Source organism: Streptomyces sp. CBMA152 (genome assembly GCF_014596475.1).
GTDB lineage: Bacteria > Actinomycetota > Actinomycetes > Streptomycetales > Streptomycetaceae > Streptomyces.
Genome location: NZ_MECJ01000033.1, coordinates 278,666 through 297,996, shown reverse-complemented (window position 1 = coordinate 297,996; position 19,331 = coordinate 278,666). Strand labels below are relative to the sequence as shown.

Genomic DNA, 19,331 nt, shown 5'->3' with positions numbered 1-19,331 from the left:
CAGGACCCTCCGTCGTGGGTGAACAGGGCACGGTGGCCGCTGGCGATGCCATCAGCGTGGTCGCCGGCTGTTTCCCGACCGCATCTGCCCCGTTTCCCGCGAGCAACGGCCTGCTCAGCGGGGTGGGGGAGGGGTGGTGAGGCTGCTCAGGAGGGGGAGGGGCTCGCGCCCCTTTAGGGGCGCGGGGAACTGCGCGACCAGCCCAGCACGGTCCGCACCCGAATACTCCCGCTACTTCCCGCGCCTCAAAGAACCGTGCCGGTGAGATGCGCGAACACCACCACGTTCCCCCGGTACCCAGACGCCTCGCTGAACCCCCCACCGCAGGTGATCACCCGCAGCTCAGGTCGGCCGACGGCCCCGTACACACGCCGGTTCGGGAAGCCATCATTCCCAAACACTTCCACCGCGTCGACGGTGAACACGGCCGTACGCCGATCCCGCCGAACCACCTCCACACGGGCGCCCTTCTTCAGCACACCGAGCGCGTAGAAGACGGCGGGCCCGCGCGCGTCGTCCACGTGCCCGGCCATCACGGCCGTACCGACGGCCCCCGGCGCCGTGCCGTCCTTGTACCACCCGGCGGAGTCCGACCGCCCCGGCGGCGGTACGGCCAGACTCCCATCCCCGGCGAGGCCCAGCGGCAGCACCGGCGCGTCGACGCGGATCGCCGGAATCCGGATACGTACGGGTTCGGAGGGCGCCAGCGCGTCACCCGCGAGCGCGCCGCCGGTGTGCGCGTCACCGGAGCCCACGCGCGCGTGGGGCGAGCCGGCCACCGACTCCGTGAACGACTCCGCGCGCGACGGCTGCGGCGGCTGAGCCGCCTCCGTGCCCTGGCGCACCAGCCACACCCCGACGCACACCGCGATGCCGACCAGCCAGCCGTTGCGCCGCCGCGCTGCCTGGGCGGCCCGTACCGACTCCGCCGACTGGGCCGACACCGGCGGTCAGTTCCGGCGGTCGGGAGCGCCCGCCCGGCGGCGCAGCAGCAGTCCGCCGGTGACGGTGGCCACCGCGAGCACGGCCGCCCCGGCCGCGATCTCGGTCCGGTTGGAGATCACGCTGCCGCCGACGCCGGACTTCACATGGCCCTTCGGCTCGCTGTGCTCGGCGTGCTCGCCGTGCTCCGCGTGCTCCCCGTGGTCGAAGCGCTCGCCGCCGCGATCGCTCTCGCCGCCGTGGGCGATCGTCAGATCACCCCGAGCGGATTTGCCGTTGTCGCAGGTCACGCTGATCTCGAAGGTCCCCGGCTTGGCGTGGTGGGGCACCATGAACTGACCGGCGAGCACTTCCTTGTGGGTGGAGACGCTGAGGTGGAACTCTCCGTCGCCGACCGCTTTCGCGTCCCCGGTCGCATGGCCGTCGTGGCCGCACGCAGTGGTGTTCACGGTGACGGTCGTGCCCGGCGCGGCCGTCGCCGGAAAGACCTCCACACCACCGCCGCCGAAGTCGTTGTTGGCGTACGCGGGTGCGCCGCCCAGGCCGAGCAGGGCGGCCGCGAGCGCGGAACCGGTCAGCAGGCGGGCAGTACGCATGGGTCCTCCGGGGAGCGGGGTGCCGTGCTTCTCCCTTCGAGGTAAGTGGCCCACGCGGACGGCCGCCCCTTGGCAGGGGGCGAACGAGTGAGCCCGTCACCCATTCGCCCGGCCGCGTTCCCGACTCCTCAGATCTCGTCCCAGGGGACCTCCGCGTACAGCCGCCACACCGTCTCCATCAGCTCGGCGTCCACCGTGAACTCGTGGTCGTCGATGCAGGCCACCGGCGCGATGCCCTGCGAGTTGGTGACGAAGGCGGCCCGGTACGCGCCGAGGCCGTCGAGCGTGACCGGTCGCCGGACGGTCGGCGTCCCGTACTGCGGCAGCCGCGCCTCGACCAGCGCCATGGTGATGCCGAGCAGCGACGGCCGGTCCGGCCACACCACCGAACTCCCGTCCCAGAACGCGATGTTGGTGACCGAACCCTCGGCGATCTCGCCGCCGGGCCCGGTCAGCAGCGCGTCGGTGTAGCCCTGGTGGACGGCCTTCTTGCCGAAGTAGAGCTGGCCGAAGCCGCCGAGGTGCTTGAGATGGGCGGCGGGCCGCTCGTACGGGACGGACAGGAGCCGCTGCGGCTCCGGGGAGAGATCCTGCGGCGGTCGTACGGTCACCATCACGGTCGGGTCGTCGTCGGGCCCGTATACGTAGACGCGCGTCGAGGCGTCCTCGGCGCCGGACGCCTTCAGGGCCTGGCGGACCAGGGTGCGCACCCGCTCGCCGTCGAGGCCGGGGCCGAAGATCTCGCGGGTGGCGGCGTCGAGCCGGGCCAGGTGCAGCGCGAGCCCGCGCACCCGGCCGCCGCGCACCTGCATCGCGCTGAAGTGGCCGTAGTTGCCGGTCAGGGCGGGGATCCGGAGGGTGTCGGCGTCGGCGGGACGGCCGTTGATCTCGGCATACGCATCGCTCATGGGGCCACCGTAGTGCGGCTTGACCTCAAGTTAGCTTGAGATGTGACGCTCCCCGACATGGACATCACCACCGCTCCCCGCGTGGAGCCCATCACCCATGCCGTCCCGCTCAAGCTCGCCGTCGTCGTCGGATCCAACCGTGAGGGCCGGTTCGGCCCGGTCGTCGGGGACTGGCTGCTGGCCCGGCTGTGCGAGCGCGACGACTTCGAGGTCGAGCTGATCGACCTGGCCGAGGTCGCCCTGCCCACGTCGATCTCGTACGCACCGACGCCGCCGGTACGCGCGGTCCTGGACAGCGTCACGCCGAAGCTCGCCGAGGCGGACGCCTTCATCGTCCTCACACCCGAGTACAACCACTCCTTCCCCGCCTCGGTCAAGAACCTGATCGACTGGCACTACACGCAGTGGCAGGCCAAGCCGGTCGGCTTCGTCTCGTACGGCGGGATGTCGGGCGGCCTGCGGGCCGTCGAGCATCTGCGGCAGGTCTTCGCCGAGCTGCACGCGGTCACGGTCCGCGACACGGTCAGCTTCCACCAGGCCCCGGACCGCTTCGGGCCGGACGGCGAACCCGTCGAGCCCACCGAGGCGGAGTCGGCCGTCAAGCGGCTGCTCGACCAGCTGGGCTGGTGGGGCCGGACGCTGCGGGACGCCAGGAGGACCCGCCCGTACGCCGGTTGAGCCCCTGGCGTACGGACGGGTCCGGTGGCGCGGGTCAGCCGACGGAGACCGCCGACCAGGCCGCGGCGACCGTGTTCTGCTCCGCGCTGCCGCTGCCGTACAGGTCCTTCGCCGCGTTCAGGGTCGCCGTGCGGGCGGCCGCGTAGTTGGTGGAGGACGTCATGTAGACGGTCAGGGCCCGGTACCAGATCTTGCCGACCTTGTCGTGGCCGATGCCGGAGACCGTGGAGTTGTTGCAGGTGGGGCTGTTGTAGCTGACGCCGTTGATCACCTTGGCGCCGCTGCCCTCGGAGAGCAGATACGCGAAGTGGTTGGCGACGCCGGACGAGTAGTGCACGTCCAGGTTGCCGACGCCGGAGCTCCAGCAGTCCGCCGAGTTGCCGTCCGTGGAGGGCTTGTCCATGAAGCGCAGCGCGGCCTTGCCGAAGCCGGGCTTCACGATCTTCTCGCCGATGAGATAGTCGCCCTGGTCGGAGGCGTTGTTGGCGTACCACTCGACCATGGTGCCCATGATGTCGCTGGTCGCCTCGTTGAGCCCGCCGGACTCACCGGAGTACGTCAGGGCCGCGGTCTTGGCGGTGACGCCGTGCGTCATCTCGTGCCCGGCCACGTCGAGCGCGACGAGCGGCCCGAACGTGGTGCCGTCGCCGTCGCCGTACGTCATGCAGAAGCAACTGTCGTCCCAGAAGGCGTTGTTGTAGTTGCTGCCGTAGTGGACGCGGTTGTACGAGCCCTTGCCGTCGCCGCCGATCCCACTCCTCCCGTGGACGTTCTTGTAGTAGTCCCAGGTGGTGTTGGTGCCGTACTGGGCGTCGACGGCGGCCGAGGCGCGGTCGGAGTTGGTGCCGTTGCCCCAGTGGTTGTCGGTGTCGGTGAAGAGGGTGGCGGGCGCCCGCCAGAAGCAGATGCCGAAGAAGCAGAAGTCGGTCTGGTTCTGCGCGTCACCGGTGTACGTGTTGCCGCGTGTCGGGTCCGTGAGCTGGTACGAGGACCCGGACTGGGTGGTCTCCAGGGCGACCGTGCCGCTGTACAGCGACTGGCCGTCGCCGGTGACGGTCTCGATGGAGTCCCAGGCGTCGATCGTCGTGCCGGTACGGGCGTCGGTGAGCACCACGCGCGCGACCGGGTTGCCCAGCGAGTCGCGTGCGGTGGTCTGCGTCTTCCAGGCCAGCCGGGGCGCGCCGTGCAGCGCGTCGACGACGAGCTGCGGCTTGGCCGTGAGCTGCTTGAGGGAGACGCCCTTGTGCGCGGCGCGCAGCTCGGCGCCCGCCAGATCGGCGGCGCGGGGCGCGGGGAGCGCGGGCGTGATGGTGGGCACGGCCAGATCGCCCGCGACGGCCCGGTCGGCGCCGCGATAGGCGCCGGTGGGGGAGAGATGGACGACGAAGTCGCCGCCCAGCACGGGCAGTTGACGATACGTACGGTCGTAGCGCACATGCCGACTGCCGTCGGGGTCGATGACGACGTCCCGTACGGACATGCCCTGCGCGGCGGTCACGGCGAGCGCGACCGCGTGCGCGGCGACGGCCCGGTCACCGTCGCGAACGGCGACGTCCCGGGACGGTGTGGGGTGGGCGGCGGCGGAAGCGGGGCTGAGCGCGGCGGCGATCATGGCACCGGCCGCGACGGCTATCCCGGCGGTGGTGAGGCGCGATGCGTTCCGTGTAGGTCTCATCGGGCTCCTCGGGTTCCATGGGGGGTTGGCTCGGAGGATCTGATGCCACCTCAGATTTTAGGTGAACATGACAGCGGACTGTCTATACCGCGAGACCTGCCGCACTGGGCGGTCGGCCAGCGGCAGTTGGCTTTTAGGGGCGCGAGGCTGTGACATTGTGCGGCTCCGCCGCGTGGGCGCGACCAAGCGGCACTCAGTACCCGCGCGAACGGTCGACCAGCGGATTAAGGGGCGCGGGGAACTGCGCGACAAGCCCCCACAACCCGCACCCGAAACTCAAGCTTCAGGCAACACCACAGTGGCTACCGCCCCACCAGACGCCGCGTTCCGCAACGCAACCCGCGCCCCAATAACCTCAGCCTGCCCAAGGGCAATGGTGAGCCCAAGTCCCGTCCCCTGCCCACGAGACATCGCCCCGGTGACAAACCGAGAGGGCCCATCCCGCAACACCCGCTCAGGAAACCCCACCCCGTGATCCCGAACGGTCACAGCCGTACCGGACACCGTGACCTCGACAGGCTCCGCGCCGTGCCGCCGCGCGTTGGCGACCAGATTGGCCACAATCCGCTCAAGCCGCCGAGGGTCGGTACGAACCAGAGCTCCCCCACCATCACCCTCGGCCAACTCGCCGGCAAACCCGCACCGCCGCAGAATCCCCTCCATCAGCGGCGCCAGCGACCGCACTTCAAGATCCGGATGCTCCGCCCGAGCGTCCAGACGGGCAACCTCCAGCAGATCCTCGGTCAGCGTCCGCAACGCGGCGACCCGGTCCCGTACCAACTCGGTCGGCCGGGACGGCGGCAACAGCTCGGCCGCCGTATGCAGCCCCGTCAGCGGCGTACGCAACTCATGCGCCACATCAGCGGTGAACCGCTGTTCGGCCTCCAGGCGGCTCTGCAACGACGCGGCCATCGTGTCGACCGCGCACGCCAGCTCCGCCACCTCGTTGCGCCCGGAGGGCGCCGCCGACTGACCGATCCGCGCGTCGAGTTCACCCCGCGAGATACGCCGCGCGATCGCCGCGGCCGTCCGCAGCTCGCGGCTGAGCCGACTGGCGAGCCCGGCCCCGCCGAGCGCGGCAAGGGCCACCACGAGTGCGCCCCAGCAGATCAGCTCACGGTCGAACTCCCGCAGCTCCGCCCGCTCGGCCACCAGCGGCCGCCGCACCGACAGCACCTGGTCGCCGATCGGCCGCGCGGCCCAGACGGCCGGGTCCGGGCCGTCCAGGTCGACGAAGGTGCTGCGGCGCCCCGCCAGCGCCGACTGCCGCAGCTCGACGGGCAGCCGCCGGTCGTCGACGGCCGCGTCGATGTCGCTGCGGTCGACCTGCCCCGTCAGCTCGTACACCTGGCGCACCCGCGCGAGCTGCATGGTCGCCGACTCCCGTACCGTCGTGACCAGTTGTGCCGCCCGCGCCTCGTGCATCAGCGCGCCGATGGTGACCGCGACCAGCGCGCAGCCGCCCGCCAGCACCATCGCGATCTTCCAGCGCAGGCTCAGCCCCTGCGGAACGGCCCGCAGCCGCCGCAGCGCCTCGCGTGCGAAGCCCCACGCGCGCGTGGGCGGCGTCACGGCCCGGCCTCCTTCGCGGCTCTGTCGTCGCCGTCCGCGTCGTCGTTCTTGTACGTCTTGATGTCGCTCACAGAGGACAGCCGGGCGCCGTCCCAGCGGTAGCGGACGGCCTGTTCGGCGCCGTCGTCCGAGGCGGTGCGCACCACCAGGTCCGTCCCGACGGTCTCGACCGCGAGCCGCTTGCCCACCGTGTAGAGGATGGGGACGACCTTCCCGTCACGGGCCGTGTACACCACCATCACCGTGCGGCCGCTCTCCACGTCGGCCGAGAGGATCAGCTCGGGCGAGCCGTCGTCGGTGAGATCGCGCAGGACCGGCGGGCGCATACCGGGCCGCCCCGGGTGCTCGATCTTCTCCAGCTTGCCGAACTGTTTGGTGCGCGGGTCGGCCCGTACGACGTCGTCCGGATCGACCGCCGCAAGGCCCTCCTTCGGCACCTCGGGACCGTCGGCCAGCGGCTCCGGCGGCGGCTGGCTGCCCGCCGCGTCGGCGGCGCCCGGCCGCTTGGGGGAGGCGTCGGACCAGTCGGGCCAGAGCGGCTTCGGCGTCGGCTGCGCGGCCACGGGCGGCGCGGCCCCGCCGTCGCTGAGCCCGGTGGGCGCGCCGCACCCGCTCACGGCGAGCGCGACGACTGCGGCGGCCGCGACAGCGGCGACCGCGGTGGCGCGGAGACTCTGGATCATGGCGAGGCGGCCTGGTGGCAGGGGGCGGGGGACCGGCCGGGTGCACCGGCCGCGACAATCGACGGTAGGACCGCTTCATCACGGAAGCCGGGACGGTATGTAACAGCTGTGCGTAGGCGCGGCCCCAACCGTCGGATCAGGGACTTTCGGCCAGGCCGGAGTGCCCTTTTGTTCCCCGTTCCGTGCCCCGCGCCCCGAGGGAGAGTGCCCGTGACCACGGCAGAACCGCTGCCCTTCTTCGTGTACGGCACGCTGCGGCCCGGCGAGCGCTACTACGTCCGCTTGCTGCGCGGCCGCACCGCCGCCGAGGTGCCCGCGCGGCTGCCGGGGGCGGTGCTCTACGAGGGGCCCGGCTATCCGTACGCGATGGCGGGCAACGGTGTGGTGACCGGCGCGCTGATCACCCCGAGCCCCGACGCGTACGCCCAAGTCCTCCTCGTACTCGACCAGTTGGAGGAGTGCTACGGGCCGGACGACCCTCGGAACATGTACGACCGGGTGAGCCGGAGCGTCGAGCTGCCGGGCGGCGGGACCGCCCGCGCCTGGGTATATCTGGCCGCGCCCGCGCTGGCCCGGCGGCTGCTGGCCGAGGGCACGCCGATCCCCGGCGGCGACTGGGTCACGGCCCGCCGCAGCCCGCCCGGCGAGCGGGTCTGAGCCGCGTCACCGCGCGAGCGCCCGCGCCACCCCGGTCTCCTTCGGGCCGAGGAAGGTCGGGTCCGGCTCGAAGGTCGCGTCGAAGGCCGCCTTGCCCGCCGCGAACACCTCGCGGGTGGTGCCGTAGTACCAGGTCACGTCGTGTACGGCGTCGACCGCGACCCCGTACGAGTCGATTCCGGCGCTCTCGCACAGCGCGACCGCCCGGCGGATGTGGAAGCCCTGGCTGACCAGCACGGCCCGGCGCACCCCGAAGATCTTCCGGGCCCGTACGCACGAGTCATAGGTGTCGAAACCCGCGAAGTCGCTGACCACCTGCTGGTCGGGGACGCCGTGTTTCACGAGGTAGGCGCGCATGGCGTCGGGCTCGTCGTACTCGACCCGCCCGTTGTCGCCGGTCACGAGGACGGCCTTGACCTTGTGGTCCCGGTACAGCTCGATCGCCGCGTCAAGCCGGTGCGCGAGGTACGGCGACGGCTCGCCCTTCCACAGCCCGGCCCCGAACACCACCGCGACCCCGGACGCGGGCGCCTGCGCGACCGTCCCGACCTTGCCGTCGGCCGCCACGAACATCCAGGCCGCGGGGGTCAGCGCGAGGACACAGGCGGCGGCGACGCCCTGCACGAGACGGCGCTGCCCCGTGCGGGTGCGCGGCAGCCGGATCCGTACGCGAAAGCGCGGCAGGCGCATGAGGGTCCCCCTGGGTCGACTGGTTCAACCGGTTCGATCACTGGTCCGAGTGCTCGGACGCGGGGGAGGGCCGAAACGGTTCTCCGGCCGTGTTTCCCCGGTCTGCCAGGTGTTTCGTGAGGCGGCGGAAAACACTCGTCACCGTCGCGCAACGGCGTGGCAATGTGGGCCCGGCAGGATCGGTCCATGACGGAGTTGGAGACGGAGACGCACACGCAGCCCCTGCCCGCCCGCCGCTCGCTGCCGCTCGACAGCACGGCCGAGCTCCTCACCCGTATCACCGTCCAACTGGGCAGCCAGCTCAGCCACGTCCGACTGAACGGAAGCCGCAAGCCGATGCCCCCGACCGACATACCCGACGCGACCCGGCCCACCCTGGTCGCCGTCGCGCACGGCAGTCGCGACCCCCGGGCGCTGCGGACCGTGACCGCGCTGCTCGACCTGGTCCGCGAGCTGCGCCCCGGACTCGACGTACGCCTGGGCCACATCGAGATCGACGAGCCCGCGCTGCCCGACACGCTCGCCGCGCTCGGCGCGGGCAGCGCTGTCCTCGTACCGCTGCTTCTCAGCCGCGGTTTCCATGTCAAACAGGACATTCCCGCCGCCGTCGCGGCCGCGCCGAGGCTGCGGGCCCGCACCGCCAAGCCGCTCGGCCCGCATCCGCTCCTGGTCGAGACGCTGTACGAGCGGCTGGTCGAGGCCGGGTGGCAGGACGATCCACGCGCGCGTCGCAGCGGTGGAGTGGTGCTCGCCGGGGCCGGGTCGCGCGACCCCGAGTCGGCCGCCGACACCCGCCGCGCCGCCGAGATGCTGAGCGAACGCCTCGGCGGGGTGCCGGTGATCCCCGCGTACGCCTCGGCCGCCGCGCCCACCGTCCCCGACGCGCTGCGCGCGCTCGCCGCGCGCGGCCGCCACCGGACCGCCATCGCCTCGTACTTCACCGCGCCCGGCCGGTTCGCGACCCAGTGCGCCGGCTACGCGCGCGGGGTCGCGGCGGCCCCGCTCGGCGCGCACCCGGCCGTCGCGCGACTGATCGTGCACCGCTACGACCAGGCGCTCGCCGCCGCCCCCTTCGGCGCGCTGCGGCGCGAACTCGCCACAGCTTGATCCCGCAGAACCCCGCTTGTCAGTGGTTCCGTTTACTGTCGGTGCATGGAAGGCATCGCAGGACATCACCCGGGATACGACCCGTCCGACGTCGAGCGGTGGGCCGCCGAGCCGGACAAACGGCCAGGCCGCACCGCCTTCCAGCGCGACCGCGCGCGGGTGCTCCACTCCGGTGCGCTGCGCCGCCTCGCGGGCAAGACGCAGGTCGTCACGCCCGGCGTGACCGGGCAGCTGTGGGACGCGAGCCCGCGCACGCGCCTCACGCACTCGCTGGAGTGCGCCCAGGTCGGCCGCGAGCTCGGCGCGGCCCTTGGCTGCGACCCCGACCTGGTCGAGGCCGCCTGCCTCTCGCACGACATGGGCCACCCGCCCTTCGGGCACAACGGCGAGCAGGCGCTCAACGACTTCGCCAAGGACTGCGGCGGCTTCGAGGGCAACGCGCAGTCGCTGCGCCTGCTGACCCGCCTGGAGCCCAAGCGGTTCGTACGCGGCGAGCGCGGCGGCGAGCCCGTCAGCGTCGGCCTCAACCTGACGCGCGCCGCCCTGGACGCGGCCACCAAGTACCCCTGGTCGCGCGGCGCCCACCCCACCGACCCGCAGTCCGTGAAGTTCGGGGTGTACGAGGACGACCTGCCGGTCTTCGACTGGGTGCGCCAGGGCGCCGAGCCGTACCGCAAGTGCTTCGAGGCCCAGGTCATGGACTGGTCGGACGACGTGGCGTACTCGGTCCACGACTTCGAGGACGGGCTGCACGCCGGGCACATCGACCCCAACCTGCTCTTCTCCGAGCCGGAGCGCGCGGACATCTGGCGCGTCGCCATCGGGCGCTATGTGCCGGACGACACCGATCCGCAGGAGCTCGCCGACGCGCTCGACCGCTTGATCGGCGAGGAGTGGTGGCCGCACGGGTACGACGGCTCGGCGGTCGCCCAGGCCCGGCTCAAGGACGCCACCAGCCAGCTGATCGGCCGGTTCTGCCTGGCCGCCGAGGGCGCCACCCGGGGGCGCTGGGGCTCGGGCCGGCTCAGCCGGTACGGGGCGGAACTGGTCGTGCCGCGCGCGACCCGCAACGAGTGCGCGGTCCTGAAGGCGGTGGCCGACCGCTATGTGATGCAGCGCGACGAACAGGAGCGGCTGCGCGCCGACCAGCGCGTGATTCTGGCCGAACTGGCCGAAGCGCTCACCGCGCGCGCCCCGGCGGACGGCCTGGACCCGCAGTTCCGCGCGCTGTTCGCGGCCGCGGGCGACGACCGCGCTCGCAAACGGGTCATCGTCGACCAGATCGCGTCCTTGACCGACGCGGCCGCGCTGTCCCTGCACTCCAGACTCACAGCGCGTCACCGATGACGTATCCATGAGGCATCGACGGACACCGAGCGGGCGTCTGTCGCACCGATGAAGCCCGGCCACTCGGCGCCCCCAACGGAGCAAGCCCTCTTCCCCCATCACGCTCCGTGCGGGACGCTCGCAGATGGCGGTCGAGCAACGAGGAGGCATCAAGTGGTCGACGCAGACCGGACATTTGTCATTGTCGGTGGAGGACTGGCCGGGGCCAAGGCCGCCGAGACCCTTCGCGCGGAGGGGTTCAACGGCCGGGTGATCCTCATCGGCGACGAGCGGGAGCACCCGTACGAACGGCCTCCCCTGTCCAAGGGGTTCCTCTCCGGCAAGGAGGAGCGCGACAGCGTCTTCGTCCACGAGCCCGCCTGGTACGCGCAGAACGACGTGGAGCTGCACCTCGGCCAGACCGTCACCGCCATCGACCGCGACGCCAAGACCGTACGTCTGGGGGACGGCACCCTCATCGGCTACGACAAGCTGCTGCTCGCCACCGGCTCCGAGCCCCGCCGCCTCGACATCCCCGGCACCGGCCTCGCGGGCGTCCACCACCTGCGCCGCCTCGCCCACTCCGAGCGGCTGCGCCATGTCCTGAAGGCGCTCGGCCGCGACAACGGCCACCTCGTCATCGCGGGCGCCGGCTGGATCGGCCTGGAGGTCGCGGCCGCCGCGCGCGGCTACGGCGCCGAGGTCACTGTCGTCGAGCCCGAGCAGACCCCGCTGCACCAGGTCATCGGCCCCGAGCTCGGCCAGATCTTCACGGAGCTGCACGCCGAGCACGGGGTGCGCTTCCACTTCGGCGCCAGGCTCACCGAGATCATCGGCCAGGACGGCATGGTGCTCGCGGCCCGCACCGACGACGGCGAGGAGCACCCGGCGCACGACGTGCTGGCCGCGATCGGCGCGGCCCCGCGCACCGCGCTCGCCGAGAACGCCGGGCTCGCCCTCGTCGACCGCGCCGACGGCGGCGGCGTCGCCGTCGACGCCACCTTGCGCACCTCCGACCCCGACATCTTCGCCGCGGGCGACGTGGCGGCCTCCCACCACCCGCTGCTGGACGCCCGGCTGCGCGTCGAGCACTGGGCCAACGCCCTCAACGGCGGCCCGGCCGCCGCGCGCGCGATGCTGGGCCAGGAGGTCTCGTACGACCGGATCCCGTACTTCTTCTCCGACCAGTACGACCTGGGCCTGGAGTACTCGGGCTGGGCGCCGCCCGGCAGTTACGACCAGGTGGTGCTCCGGGGCGACGCGGGCAAGCGCGAGTTCATCGCGTTCTGGCTGAAGGAACGGCGGGTGCTGGCCGGGATGAACGTGAATGTGTGGGACGTCACAGGTCCCATCCAGCGGCTGATCCGGGCCGGCAGCAAGGGCGTCCAGGTCGACCCCGACCGCCTCTCGGACCCCTCCACGCCCCTGGAGGACCTCGCACCGGAGGCGCCCTGAGTGTCACAACCTCCCCGTAGTATTCATGCGTGGCAGGCAGGATCAACGATGACGACGTGAAGGCGGTCCGGGACGCGGTCCCGATCGACGCCGTCGTGTCCGAGTACCTCCAGCTGCGCAACGCGGGCGGCGGCAACCTCAAGGGCCTGTGCCCCTTCCACGACGAGAAGTCCCCGTCCTTCCAGGTCAGCCCCAGCAAGGGTCTCTTCCACTGCTTCGGCTGCCAGGAAGGCGGCGACACGATCGCCTTCGTCCGGAAGATCGACCACCTGTCGTTCTCCGAGGCCGTCGAGCGCCTGGCCACCACCGCGGGCATCACCCTGCGGTACGAGGAGGGCGGCTACAACCCGTCCCACCAGCGCGGCGAGCGCATCCGGCTGGTCGAGGCGCACCAGGTCGCCGCGCAGTTCTACATCGAGCAGCTGGGCACCAGCCCCGAGGCCGAGATCGGCCGCGCCTTCCTCGCCGAGCGCGGCTTCGACCAGGCGGCCGCGGCCCACTTCGGCGTCGGCTACAGCCCGGCCGGCTGGGACCACCTCACGCGCTTCCTGCGCGGCAAGGGCTTCTCCGACAAGGAGCTGACCCTCTCGGGCCTGTCCCAGGAGGGCCGCCGCGGCCCCATCGACCGCTTCCGGGGCCGGCTGATGTGGCCGATCCGCGATGTCTCCGGCGAGGTCGTCGGCTTCGGCGCCCGCAAGCTGCGCGACGACGACAACGGCCCGAAGTACCTCAACACCCCCGAGACCCCGATCTACAAGAAGTCCCAGGTCCTGTACGGGATCGACCTCGCCAAGAAGGACATCGCCAAGGCGAGCCGCGCGGTCGTGGTCGAGGGCTACACCGATGTGATGGCCTGCCATCTGGCCGGGGTCACCACCGCCATCGCCACCTGCGGCACCGCCTTCGGCGGCGACCACATCAAGATCCTGCGCCGCCTCCTGATGGACAACGGCAGCGCGCGCGTGATCTTCACCTTCGACGGTGACGCGGCGGGCCAGAAGGCCGCCCTGCGGGCCTTCGAGGACGACCAGAAGTTCGCCGCCGAGACGTACATCGCGATCGCCCCCGACGGCATGGACCCCTGCGAGCTGCGTCTCGCGAAGGGCAACGAGGCGGTCGCGGACCTGGTCCAGCCCCGCACCCCGCTCTTCGAGTTCGCGATCCGCCAGATCGTCCAGCGCTACGACCTGGAGACCCCGGCGGGCCGCGCCGCCGCGCTCGACGAGGCCGCGCCGATCGTCGCCCGCATCAAGAACGTGGCGTCCCAGCACGAGGTGGCCGTCCAGCTGGCCGGCATCCTCGGCATCCTGGACACCCAGTTCGTCGTCAAGCGCGTGGCCCAGCTGGCCCGTTGGGCCCGCGACCGCGGCGGCAAGGGCCCCGCGCCGGACCGCCGTCGCGGATACGGGGAGGTGCAGGCCCCGGCCGCCGCCTCCGGCCCCGCGCTCAATCTGCGCAGCCCAGCCCACCGCACCGAGCGCGAGCTGCTGAAGCTGGCGCTCCAGTACCCGAACCTGGTCTCCCCGGCGTTCGACGCGTACGGCGTGGACGAGTTCACGGCCCCGCCGTACGCGGCGGTGCGCCAGTGCATCATGGACGCGGGCGGCGCCACGGACGCGCCCTCCGACTACCTCCCCGCCGTCCTGGAGTCCGCGCCGGACGACACGGTCCGCGCGCTCGTCACCGAGCTCGCCGTGGAGGCGATCCACGCGCGCGTGGTCGACGAGGCGTACGCGGGCGAGCAGTTGGTGTGGGTGCGCCGCCGCGCCGTCGACCGCCGCCTCCTCGACATCCAGGGCACCCTGGCCCGCCTCGGCCAGAACGGCGACCCCGCGCGCCTCAGCGCGGTCCAGAACGAGCTGTGGGTCCTCCAGCAGTACGGCCAGGCGCTGCGCAACCGGGGCGTGCAGGCACTCTGACGCCCGGCCCGGGCCTGCCGGGGTAGCGGGACCGCTCCGGGGTACCCGTACCGGAGTCAGCGCGGCACGACGCCGCTCCCGCACGGGTAACCGCCCGGTCACGGACCGGCTTCAAAAAGTCATCGCACGCCCCTCGTGGCGGAGATGTGTCTTACCCCACACTGGGGTGCGGTGCCTGAGTCCTCGGAGCGCGGCCGGCCCACCGAAGGTGGGTACCTCACCCCCGCGGATCCGCTCATCGTGTACGGGACGGACAGCGGCCCGGCCGCCCCCGTCCCGCTGCCGCACGCCCCCGATCCGGCAGCGATCACCCTGGAGGTCGCCCCCGTGCAGACCCAGACCCTGACCGATACCGACGTCGCCACCGTGCCCCCGCAGGCCCGGGCCGTGCTCCACCCCGAGGCCGACGCGCCCGCCGTCGAACCGCTCGTCGACGAGGTGGTGGAGGTGCCCGAGCCGCCCGAGCGGGTGCCGGGGCGCGCGGACACCGGCGGACCGTCCTCCGACCTCTTCCGGCAGTACCTGCGGGAGATCGGGCGGATCCCGCTGCTCACCGCCGTCGAGGAGGTCGAGCTCGCCCGCCGGGTCGAAGCGGGCCTGTTCGCCGAGGAGAAGCTCAGCACCACCCCCGATCCGGACTCCCAACTCGCCGTGGATCTCGACAAGTTGGTGGTCATGGGCCGGATGGCCAAGCGCCGTCTGATCGAGGCGAACCTGCGCCTGGTCGTCTCCGTCGCCAAGCGTTACGTCGGGCGCGGGCTCACCATGCTCGACCTGGTCCAGGAGGGAAACCTCGGACTGATCCGCGCGGTGGAGAAGTTCGACTACGCCCGGGGCTACAAGTTCTCGACGTACGCGACCTGGTGGATCCGTCAGGCCATGTCCCGCGCGCTCGCCGACCAGGCCCGCACGATCCGCGTCCCCGTCCATGTGGTGGAGCTGATCAACCGGGTCGTCCGGGTGCAGCGCCGGATGCTCCAGGAGCGCGGCTACGAGCCGACGCCGGAGGAAGTGGCCGCCCATCTCGACCTGCCGCCGGAGCGCGTCAGCGAGGTCCTGCGCCTGGCCCAGGAGCCGGTCTCGCTCCACGCGCCGGTCGGCGAGGAGGACGATGTGGCGCTCGGCGACCTCATCGAGGACGGTGACGCCGCCTCGCCCGTGGAGTCCGCGGCCTTCCTGCTGCTGCGCGAGCACCTGGAGGCGGTGCTGTCCACGCTGGGCGAGCGCGAGCGCAAGGTGGTCCAGCTGCGCTACGGGCTCGCGGACGGGCGCCCGCGCACCCTTGAGGAGATCGGCCGCATCTTCGGCGTGACGCGCGAACGCATCCGCCAGATCGAGTCGAAGACGCTCAACAAACTCCGCGACCACGCGTTCGCGGACCAGTTGAGGGGGTACCTGGACTGAGGGGGAGCGGGCCAACACCCGCTCCCCGCCCGTCTGTCAGTCGACCTCGGCCACGGCTTGCGCGAACTGCGCCGCGTACAGCCGGGCGTAAGCACCCTCGGCTGCCAGCAGCTCGTCGTGCGTGCCCTGTTCGACGATCGAGCCGTTCTCCATCACGAGGATGACGTCGGCGTCGCGGATCGTGGAGAGCCGGTGCGCGATGACGAACGACGTACGCCCATGGGCAAGCCGGGCCATCGCCTTCTGGATCAGCACCTCGGTGCGGGTGTCGACCGAGCTCGTGGCCTCGTCGAGGACCAGGATCACCGGGTCCGACAGGAACGCCCGGGCGATGGTGATCAGCTGCTTCTCGCCCGCGCTGACCCCCGTCCCCTCGTCGTCGATCACCGTGTCGTACCCGTCGGGCAGCGTCCGGATGAACCGGTCCGCGTGCGCCGCCCGGGCCGCCTCCTCGATCTCCTCGCGGGTGACCGAACGGTCCGCCCCGTACGCGATGTTGTCCGCGATGGAGCCGCCGAACAGCCACGTGTCCTGGAGGACCATGCCGATGCCCGCGCGCAGCTCCTGGCGCGACATCCGGGCCGCGTCCACCCCGTCCAGGGTGATCCGCCCCTCCGTCACCTCGTAGAACCGCATCAGCAGATTGACCAGCGTGGTCTTGCCCGCGCCGGTCGGGCCGACGATCGCGACCGTCTGGCCCGGCTCCACCTTCAGCGACAGGTCGTGGATCAGCGGCTTGTCCGGGTCGTAGCGGAACGCCACCTTCTCCAGGGTGACCGCGCCGCGCCGCTCCACCGGCCGCTCGGTCCCGGCCGCGTCCGGCTCCTGCTCGTCCGCGTCCAGGAGCTCGAAGATCCGCTCGGCGGACGCGACACCCGACTGCACCAGGTTCGCCATCGAGGCGACCTGGGTGAGCGGCATCGAGAACTGCCGCGAGTACTGGATGAACGCCTGCACATCACCGATGGACAGCGTGCCGGAGGCGACCCGAAGACCGCCGACGACCGCGACCAGCACGTAGTTCAGGTTCGAGATGAACATCATCAGCGGCTGCATCACACCGCTGTTGAACTGCGCCTTGAACCCGGCCTCGTACAACGCGTCGTTCTGCTCGGCGAACTGCTGCGCCGACTCCTCCTGGCGCCCGAAGACCTTCACCAGGGTGTGCCCGGTGTACATCTCCTCGATGTGCGCGTTGAGCTTGCCGGTGGTCTTCCACTGCTGCACGAACTGCGGCTGCGAGCGCTTGCCGACCTTGGTCGCCACGAACACCGACAGCGGTACGGTCGCCAGCGCCACCAGGGCGAGCAGCGGCGAGATCCAGAACATCATCGCGAGCACGCCGACGATGGTCAGCAGCGAGTTGATGAGCTGGCCCATCGTCTGCTGCATCGTCTGCGAGATGTTGTCGATGTCGTTGGTCGCCCGGCTCAGCACCTCGCCGCGCTTGGCCCGGTCGAAGTACGACAGCGGCAGCCGCGACAGCTTCGCCTGCACCTCCTCGCGCATCCGGAACACCGTGCGGTTGATGGCCCGGTTGGAGAGCCGGGTCGCCACCAGCATGAGCAGCCCCGCGGCCACGTACACCGCGAGCGCGAGGAGCAGCACCCGGCCGACCGCGCCGAAGTCGATGCCCTGGCCAGGCGTGAAGTCCACCCCGGAGAGCATGTCGGCGAGGCCGCCCTCGCCCTTCCGGCGCAGACCCGCGAGGGCCGCGTCCTTGGTCGCGCCCTCCGAATGCCGCCCGACGACGCCCGCGAAGACCAGGTCGGTCGCCTTGCCGAGGATCTTGGGCCCGACCACCGAGGCGGCCACGCTGAGCACACCGGCCCCGAGCATCACCCAGAGCGTGCGCTTCTCCGGCGCGAGCTGGCGCAGCAGCCGCTTCGAGGAGCCCTTGAAGTCCATCGAGCGCTGGGCGTCGCCGCCGCCCATCATCCGCGCCATGGGTCCGCCGCTCATGCCGCCTCAGCCTCCGTCAGCTGGGAGAGCACGATCTCCCGATACGTTTCGTTCCCGTCCATCAGCTCGTGATGGCGGCCGGTCCCGACGACCCGGCCCTCGTCCAGGACGACGATCCGGTCGGCGTCGCGGATCGTGGACACCCGCTGGGCGACGATCACCACGGTCGCCTCCCGCGTCTCGCGCCCGAGCGCGGCCCGCAGCGCGGCGTCCGTCGCGTAGTCGAGTGCCGAGAACGAGTCGTCGAAGAGATAGATCTCGGGGCGCTGCACCAGCGTGCGCGCGATCGCGAGCCGCTGGCGCTGGCCGCCGGAGACATTGGTGCCGCCCTGCGCGATCGGCGCGTTGAGCCCGCCGTCCAGCTTGGCGACGAACTCCTTGGCCTGGGCGACTTCCAGCGCGTGCCACAGCTCGTCGTCGGTGGCGTCCGGGTTCCCGTAACGGAGGTTGGTCGCGACCGTCCCGGAGAAGAGATACGGCTTCTGCGGCACCATCGAGACGGTCTTGGCCAGCAGTACGGGATCGATTCCGCGCACGTCCTCGCCGTCGACCAGGACCGATCCGTCGGTCACGTCGAACAGCCGCGGTACGAGCCCGAGCAGCGTCGACTTGCCGCTGCCCGTCGACCCGATGATCGCGGTCGTCTCACCGGGCCGGGCCACCAGCTCCACACCCTTGAGCACGGCCTCCTCGGCGCCCGGATACGTGAAGTCGGCGCCGCGCACCTCCAGATGACCGCTGCGGCGCAGCTCGCGCACCGGCGCCTTCGGGGGCACCACGCTGGTCTCGGTGCCGAGCACCTCCTCGATGCGCTCGGCGCAGACCTCGGCGCGCGGCACCATCATGAACATGAAGGTGGCCATCATCACGGCCATCACGATCTGCATCAGATACGTGAGGAACGCGGTCAACTGGCCGATCTGCAGCGACCCGTTGTCGATCCGGTGGGCGCCGAACCACACCACGGCCACGGACGACACGTTCACGACCGTCATGACGGTGGGGAACATCAGGGCCATCAGCCGGCCGGTGCCGAGCGACACTTCCGTCAGCTCGGTGTTGGCCCCGCCGAAGCGCTTCTGCTCGTAGTCGTCCTTCACGAACGCCCTGATCACACGGTTGCCGGTGATCTGCTCGCGCAGCACGCGGTTGACCGTGTCCAGGCGGGTCTGCATGGTGCGGAACAGCGGCCGCATCTTGCGGATGATCAGCGACACGGAGATCCCGAGCACCGGCACCACGGCCAGCAGCACCGTCGAGAGCGGCACGTCCTGGCCGAGCGCCATGATGATGCCGCCGACGCACATGATCGGCGCGGACACCATCAGCGTGAACGACATCAGCGTCAGCATCTGGACCTGCTGGACGTCGTTGGTGGTCCGGGTGATCAGGGACGGCGCCCCGAAGTGGCCCACCTCGCGCGAGGAGAACGACTGGACGCGCCCGAACACGGCCGCCCGGATGTCCCGGCCCACGGCGGCGGCGGTCCGCGCGCCGAAGAAGACGGCACCGACGTTGCAGACGACCTGCACCAGGCTGACGGCGATCATGACACCGCCGTACTCCAGGATGTAGCCGGTGTCCCCGCTCACGACACCGTTGTCGATGATGTCGGCGTTCAGGGTCGGCAAGTAGAGGGTCGCGCAGGTCTGGAGCAGCTGGAGCAGCACCAGAAGCGCGATCGGTTTCCTGTACGGAACCAGATGGGTCCGCAGAAGTCGTATGAGCACGTGGGGGCTCTCCGGGTCGGCAAGATC

At 71.5% G+C, this 19,331-nt stretch carries 16 protein-coding genes; 7 read left to right on the top strand and 9 right to left on the bottom strand.

What is annotated here, in order from left to right:
- Window positions 1-245: 245 nt before the first annotated feature.
- From BG418_RS34410 to BG418_RS34400, 3 genes are all read right to left on the bottom strand, one after another.
- Window positions 246-944 (bottom strand): class F sortase, encoded by a 699-nt coding sequence (locus BG418_RS34410; RefSeq protein WP_188277981.1) that lies wholly within the window; start codon window positions 942-944, stop codon window positions 246-248.
- A 6-nt stretch (window positions 945-950) separates the two neighbouring features.
- Window positions 951-1,538 (bottom strand): hypothetical protein, encoded by a 588-nt coding sequence (locus BG418_RS34405; protein ID WP_188277980.1) that lies wholly within the window; start codon window positions 1,536-1,538, stop codon window positions 951-953.
- Between the two features lie 128 nt (window positions 1,539-1,666).
- The gene (locus BG418_RS34400) at window positions 1,667-2,446 is read right to left on the bottom strand and encodes an aminotransferase class IV family protein (RefSeq protein ID WP_188277979.1); all 780 of its coding nucleotides are present in this window, start codon (window positions 2,444-2,446) and stop codon (window positions 1,667-1,669) included.
- Between the two features lie 57 nt (window positions 2,447-2,503).
- On the opposite strand from BG418_RS34400, the gene BG418_RS34395 reads away from it, so the two are divergent.
- Window positions 2,504-3,124, top strand: coding sequence for an NADPH-dependent FMN reductase (locus BG418_RS34395; RefSeq protein WP_188277978.1), 621 nt, complete (start codon window positions 2,504-2,506; stop codon window positions 3,122-3,124).
- Window positions 3,125-3,158: 34 nt separating this feature from the next.
- On the opposite strand, the gene BG418_RS34390 is transcribed toward BG418_RS34395, so the two are convergent.
- From BG418_RS34390 to BG418_RS34380, 3 genes are all read right to left on the bottom strand, one after another.
- Window positions 3,159-4,799: a M4 family metallopeptidase gene (locus BG418_RS34390; RefSeq protein WP_188277977.1), complete on the bottom strand. Its 1,641-nt coding sequence runs from the start codon at window positions 4,797-4,799 to the stop codon at window positions 3,159-3,161.
- 276 nt (window positions 4,800-5,075) lie between these two features.
- Entirely contained in the window at window positions 5,076-6,371 is a 1,296-nt protein-coding gene (locus BG418_RS34385) for a HAMP domain-containing sensor histidine kinase (RefSeq protein ID WP_317453856.1), read from the bottom strand.
- A complete protein-coding gene (locus BG418_RS34380) occupies window positions 6,368-7,054 on the bottom strand; it encodes a hypothetical protein (protein ID WP_188277976.1) in 687 nt (228 codons plus the stop codon). Before BG418_RS34380 ends, BG418_RS34385 begins: the two co-directional genes overlap by 4 nt.
- Window positions 7,055-7,264: 210 nt before the next feature.
- On the opposite strand from BG418_RS34380, the gene BG418_RS34375 reads away from it, so the two are divergent.
- Window positions 7,265-7,711 carry a gamma-glutamylcyclotransferase family protein gene (locus tag BG418_RS34375; protein WP_317453855.1) on the top strand — a complete coding sequence of 149 codons (447 nt, stop codon included), beginning with the start codon at window positions 7,265-7,267 and terminating at the stop codon, window positions 7,709-7,711.
- A 6-nt stretch (window positions 7,712-7,717) separates the two neighbouring features.
- Here BG418_RS34375 and BG418_RS34370 read toward each other — a convergent pair whose 3' ends face one another.
- Entirely contained in the window at window positions 7,718-8,401 is a 684-nt protein-coding gene (locus tag BG418_RS34370) for a vancomycin high temperature exclusion protein (RefSeq protein ID WP_188277974.1), read from the bottom strand.
- Window positions 8,402-8,587: 186 nt separating this feature from the next.
- Here BG418_RS34370 and BG418_RS34365 point away from each other — a divergent pair, with 186 nt between their 5' ends.
- From BG418_RS34365 to BG418_RS34345, 5 genes are all read left to right on the top strand, one after another.
- Window positions 8,588-9,508: a sirohydrochlorin chelatase gene (locus BG418_RS34365; RefSeq protein ID WP_188277973.1), complete on the top strand. Its 921-nt coding sequence runs from the start codon at window positions 8,588-8,590 to the stop codon at window positions 9,506-9,508.
- A 45-nt stretch (window positions 9,509-9,553) separates the two neighbouring features.
- The gene (locus tag BG418_RS34360; protein WP_188277972.1) at window positions 9,554-10,855 is read left to right on the top strand and encodes a deoxyguanosinetriphosphate triphosphohydrolase; all 1,302 of its coding nucleotides are present in this window, start codon (window positions 9,554-9,556) and stop codon (window positions 10,853-10,855) included.
- A gap of 153 nt (window positions 10,856-11,008) precedes the next feature.
- Complete coding sequence (locus BG418_RS34355; protein ID WP_188277971.1) at window positions 11,009-12,289, top strand: NAD(P)/FAD-dependent oxidoreductase; 1,281 nt, start codon at window positions 11,009-11,011, stop codon at window positions 12,287-12,289.
- A 29-nt stretch (window positions 12,290-12,318) separates the two neighbouring features.
- On the top strand, window positions 12,319-14,208 hold the full coding sequence (gene dnaG / locus BG418_RS34350; protein ID WP_188277970.1) for a DNA primase: 1,890 nt from the start codon (window positions 12,319-12,321) through the stop codon (window positions 14,206-14,208).
- A 171-nt stretch (window positions 14,209-14,379) separates the two neighbouring features.
- Window positions 14,380-15,612 (top strand): RNA polymerase sigma factor, encoded by a 1,233-nt coding sequence (locus BG418_RS34345; RefSeq protein WP_188277969.1) that lies wholly within the window; start codon window positions 14,380-14,382, stop codon window positions 15,610-15,612.
- 36 nt (window positions 15,613-15,648) lie between these two features.
- Here BG418_RS34345 and BG418_RS34340 read toward each other — a convergent pair whose 3' ends face one another.
- Both BG418_RS34340 and BG418_RS34335 read right to left on the bottom strand, forming a co-directional pair.
- The gene (locus BG418_RS34340) at window positions 15,649-17,574 is read right to left on the bottom strand and encodes an ABC transporter ATP-binding protein (RefSeq protein WP_188277968.1); all 1,926 of its coding nucleotides are present in this window, start codon (window positions 17,572-17,574) and stop codon (window positions 15,649-15,651) included.
- Window positions 17,571-19,304: an ABC transporter ATP-binding protein gene (locus BG418_RS34335; protein ID WP_188277967.1), complete on the bottom strand. Its 1,734-nt coding sequence runs from the start codon at window positions 19,302-19,304 to the stop codon at window positions 17,571-17,573. The genes BG418_RS34340 and BG418_RS34335 overlap by 4 nt, the downstream gene beginning before the upstream one ends.
- Window positions 19,305-19,331 lie beyond the last annotated feature (27 nt).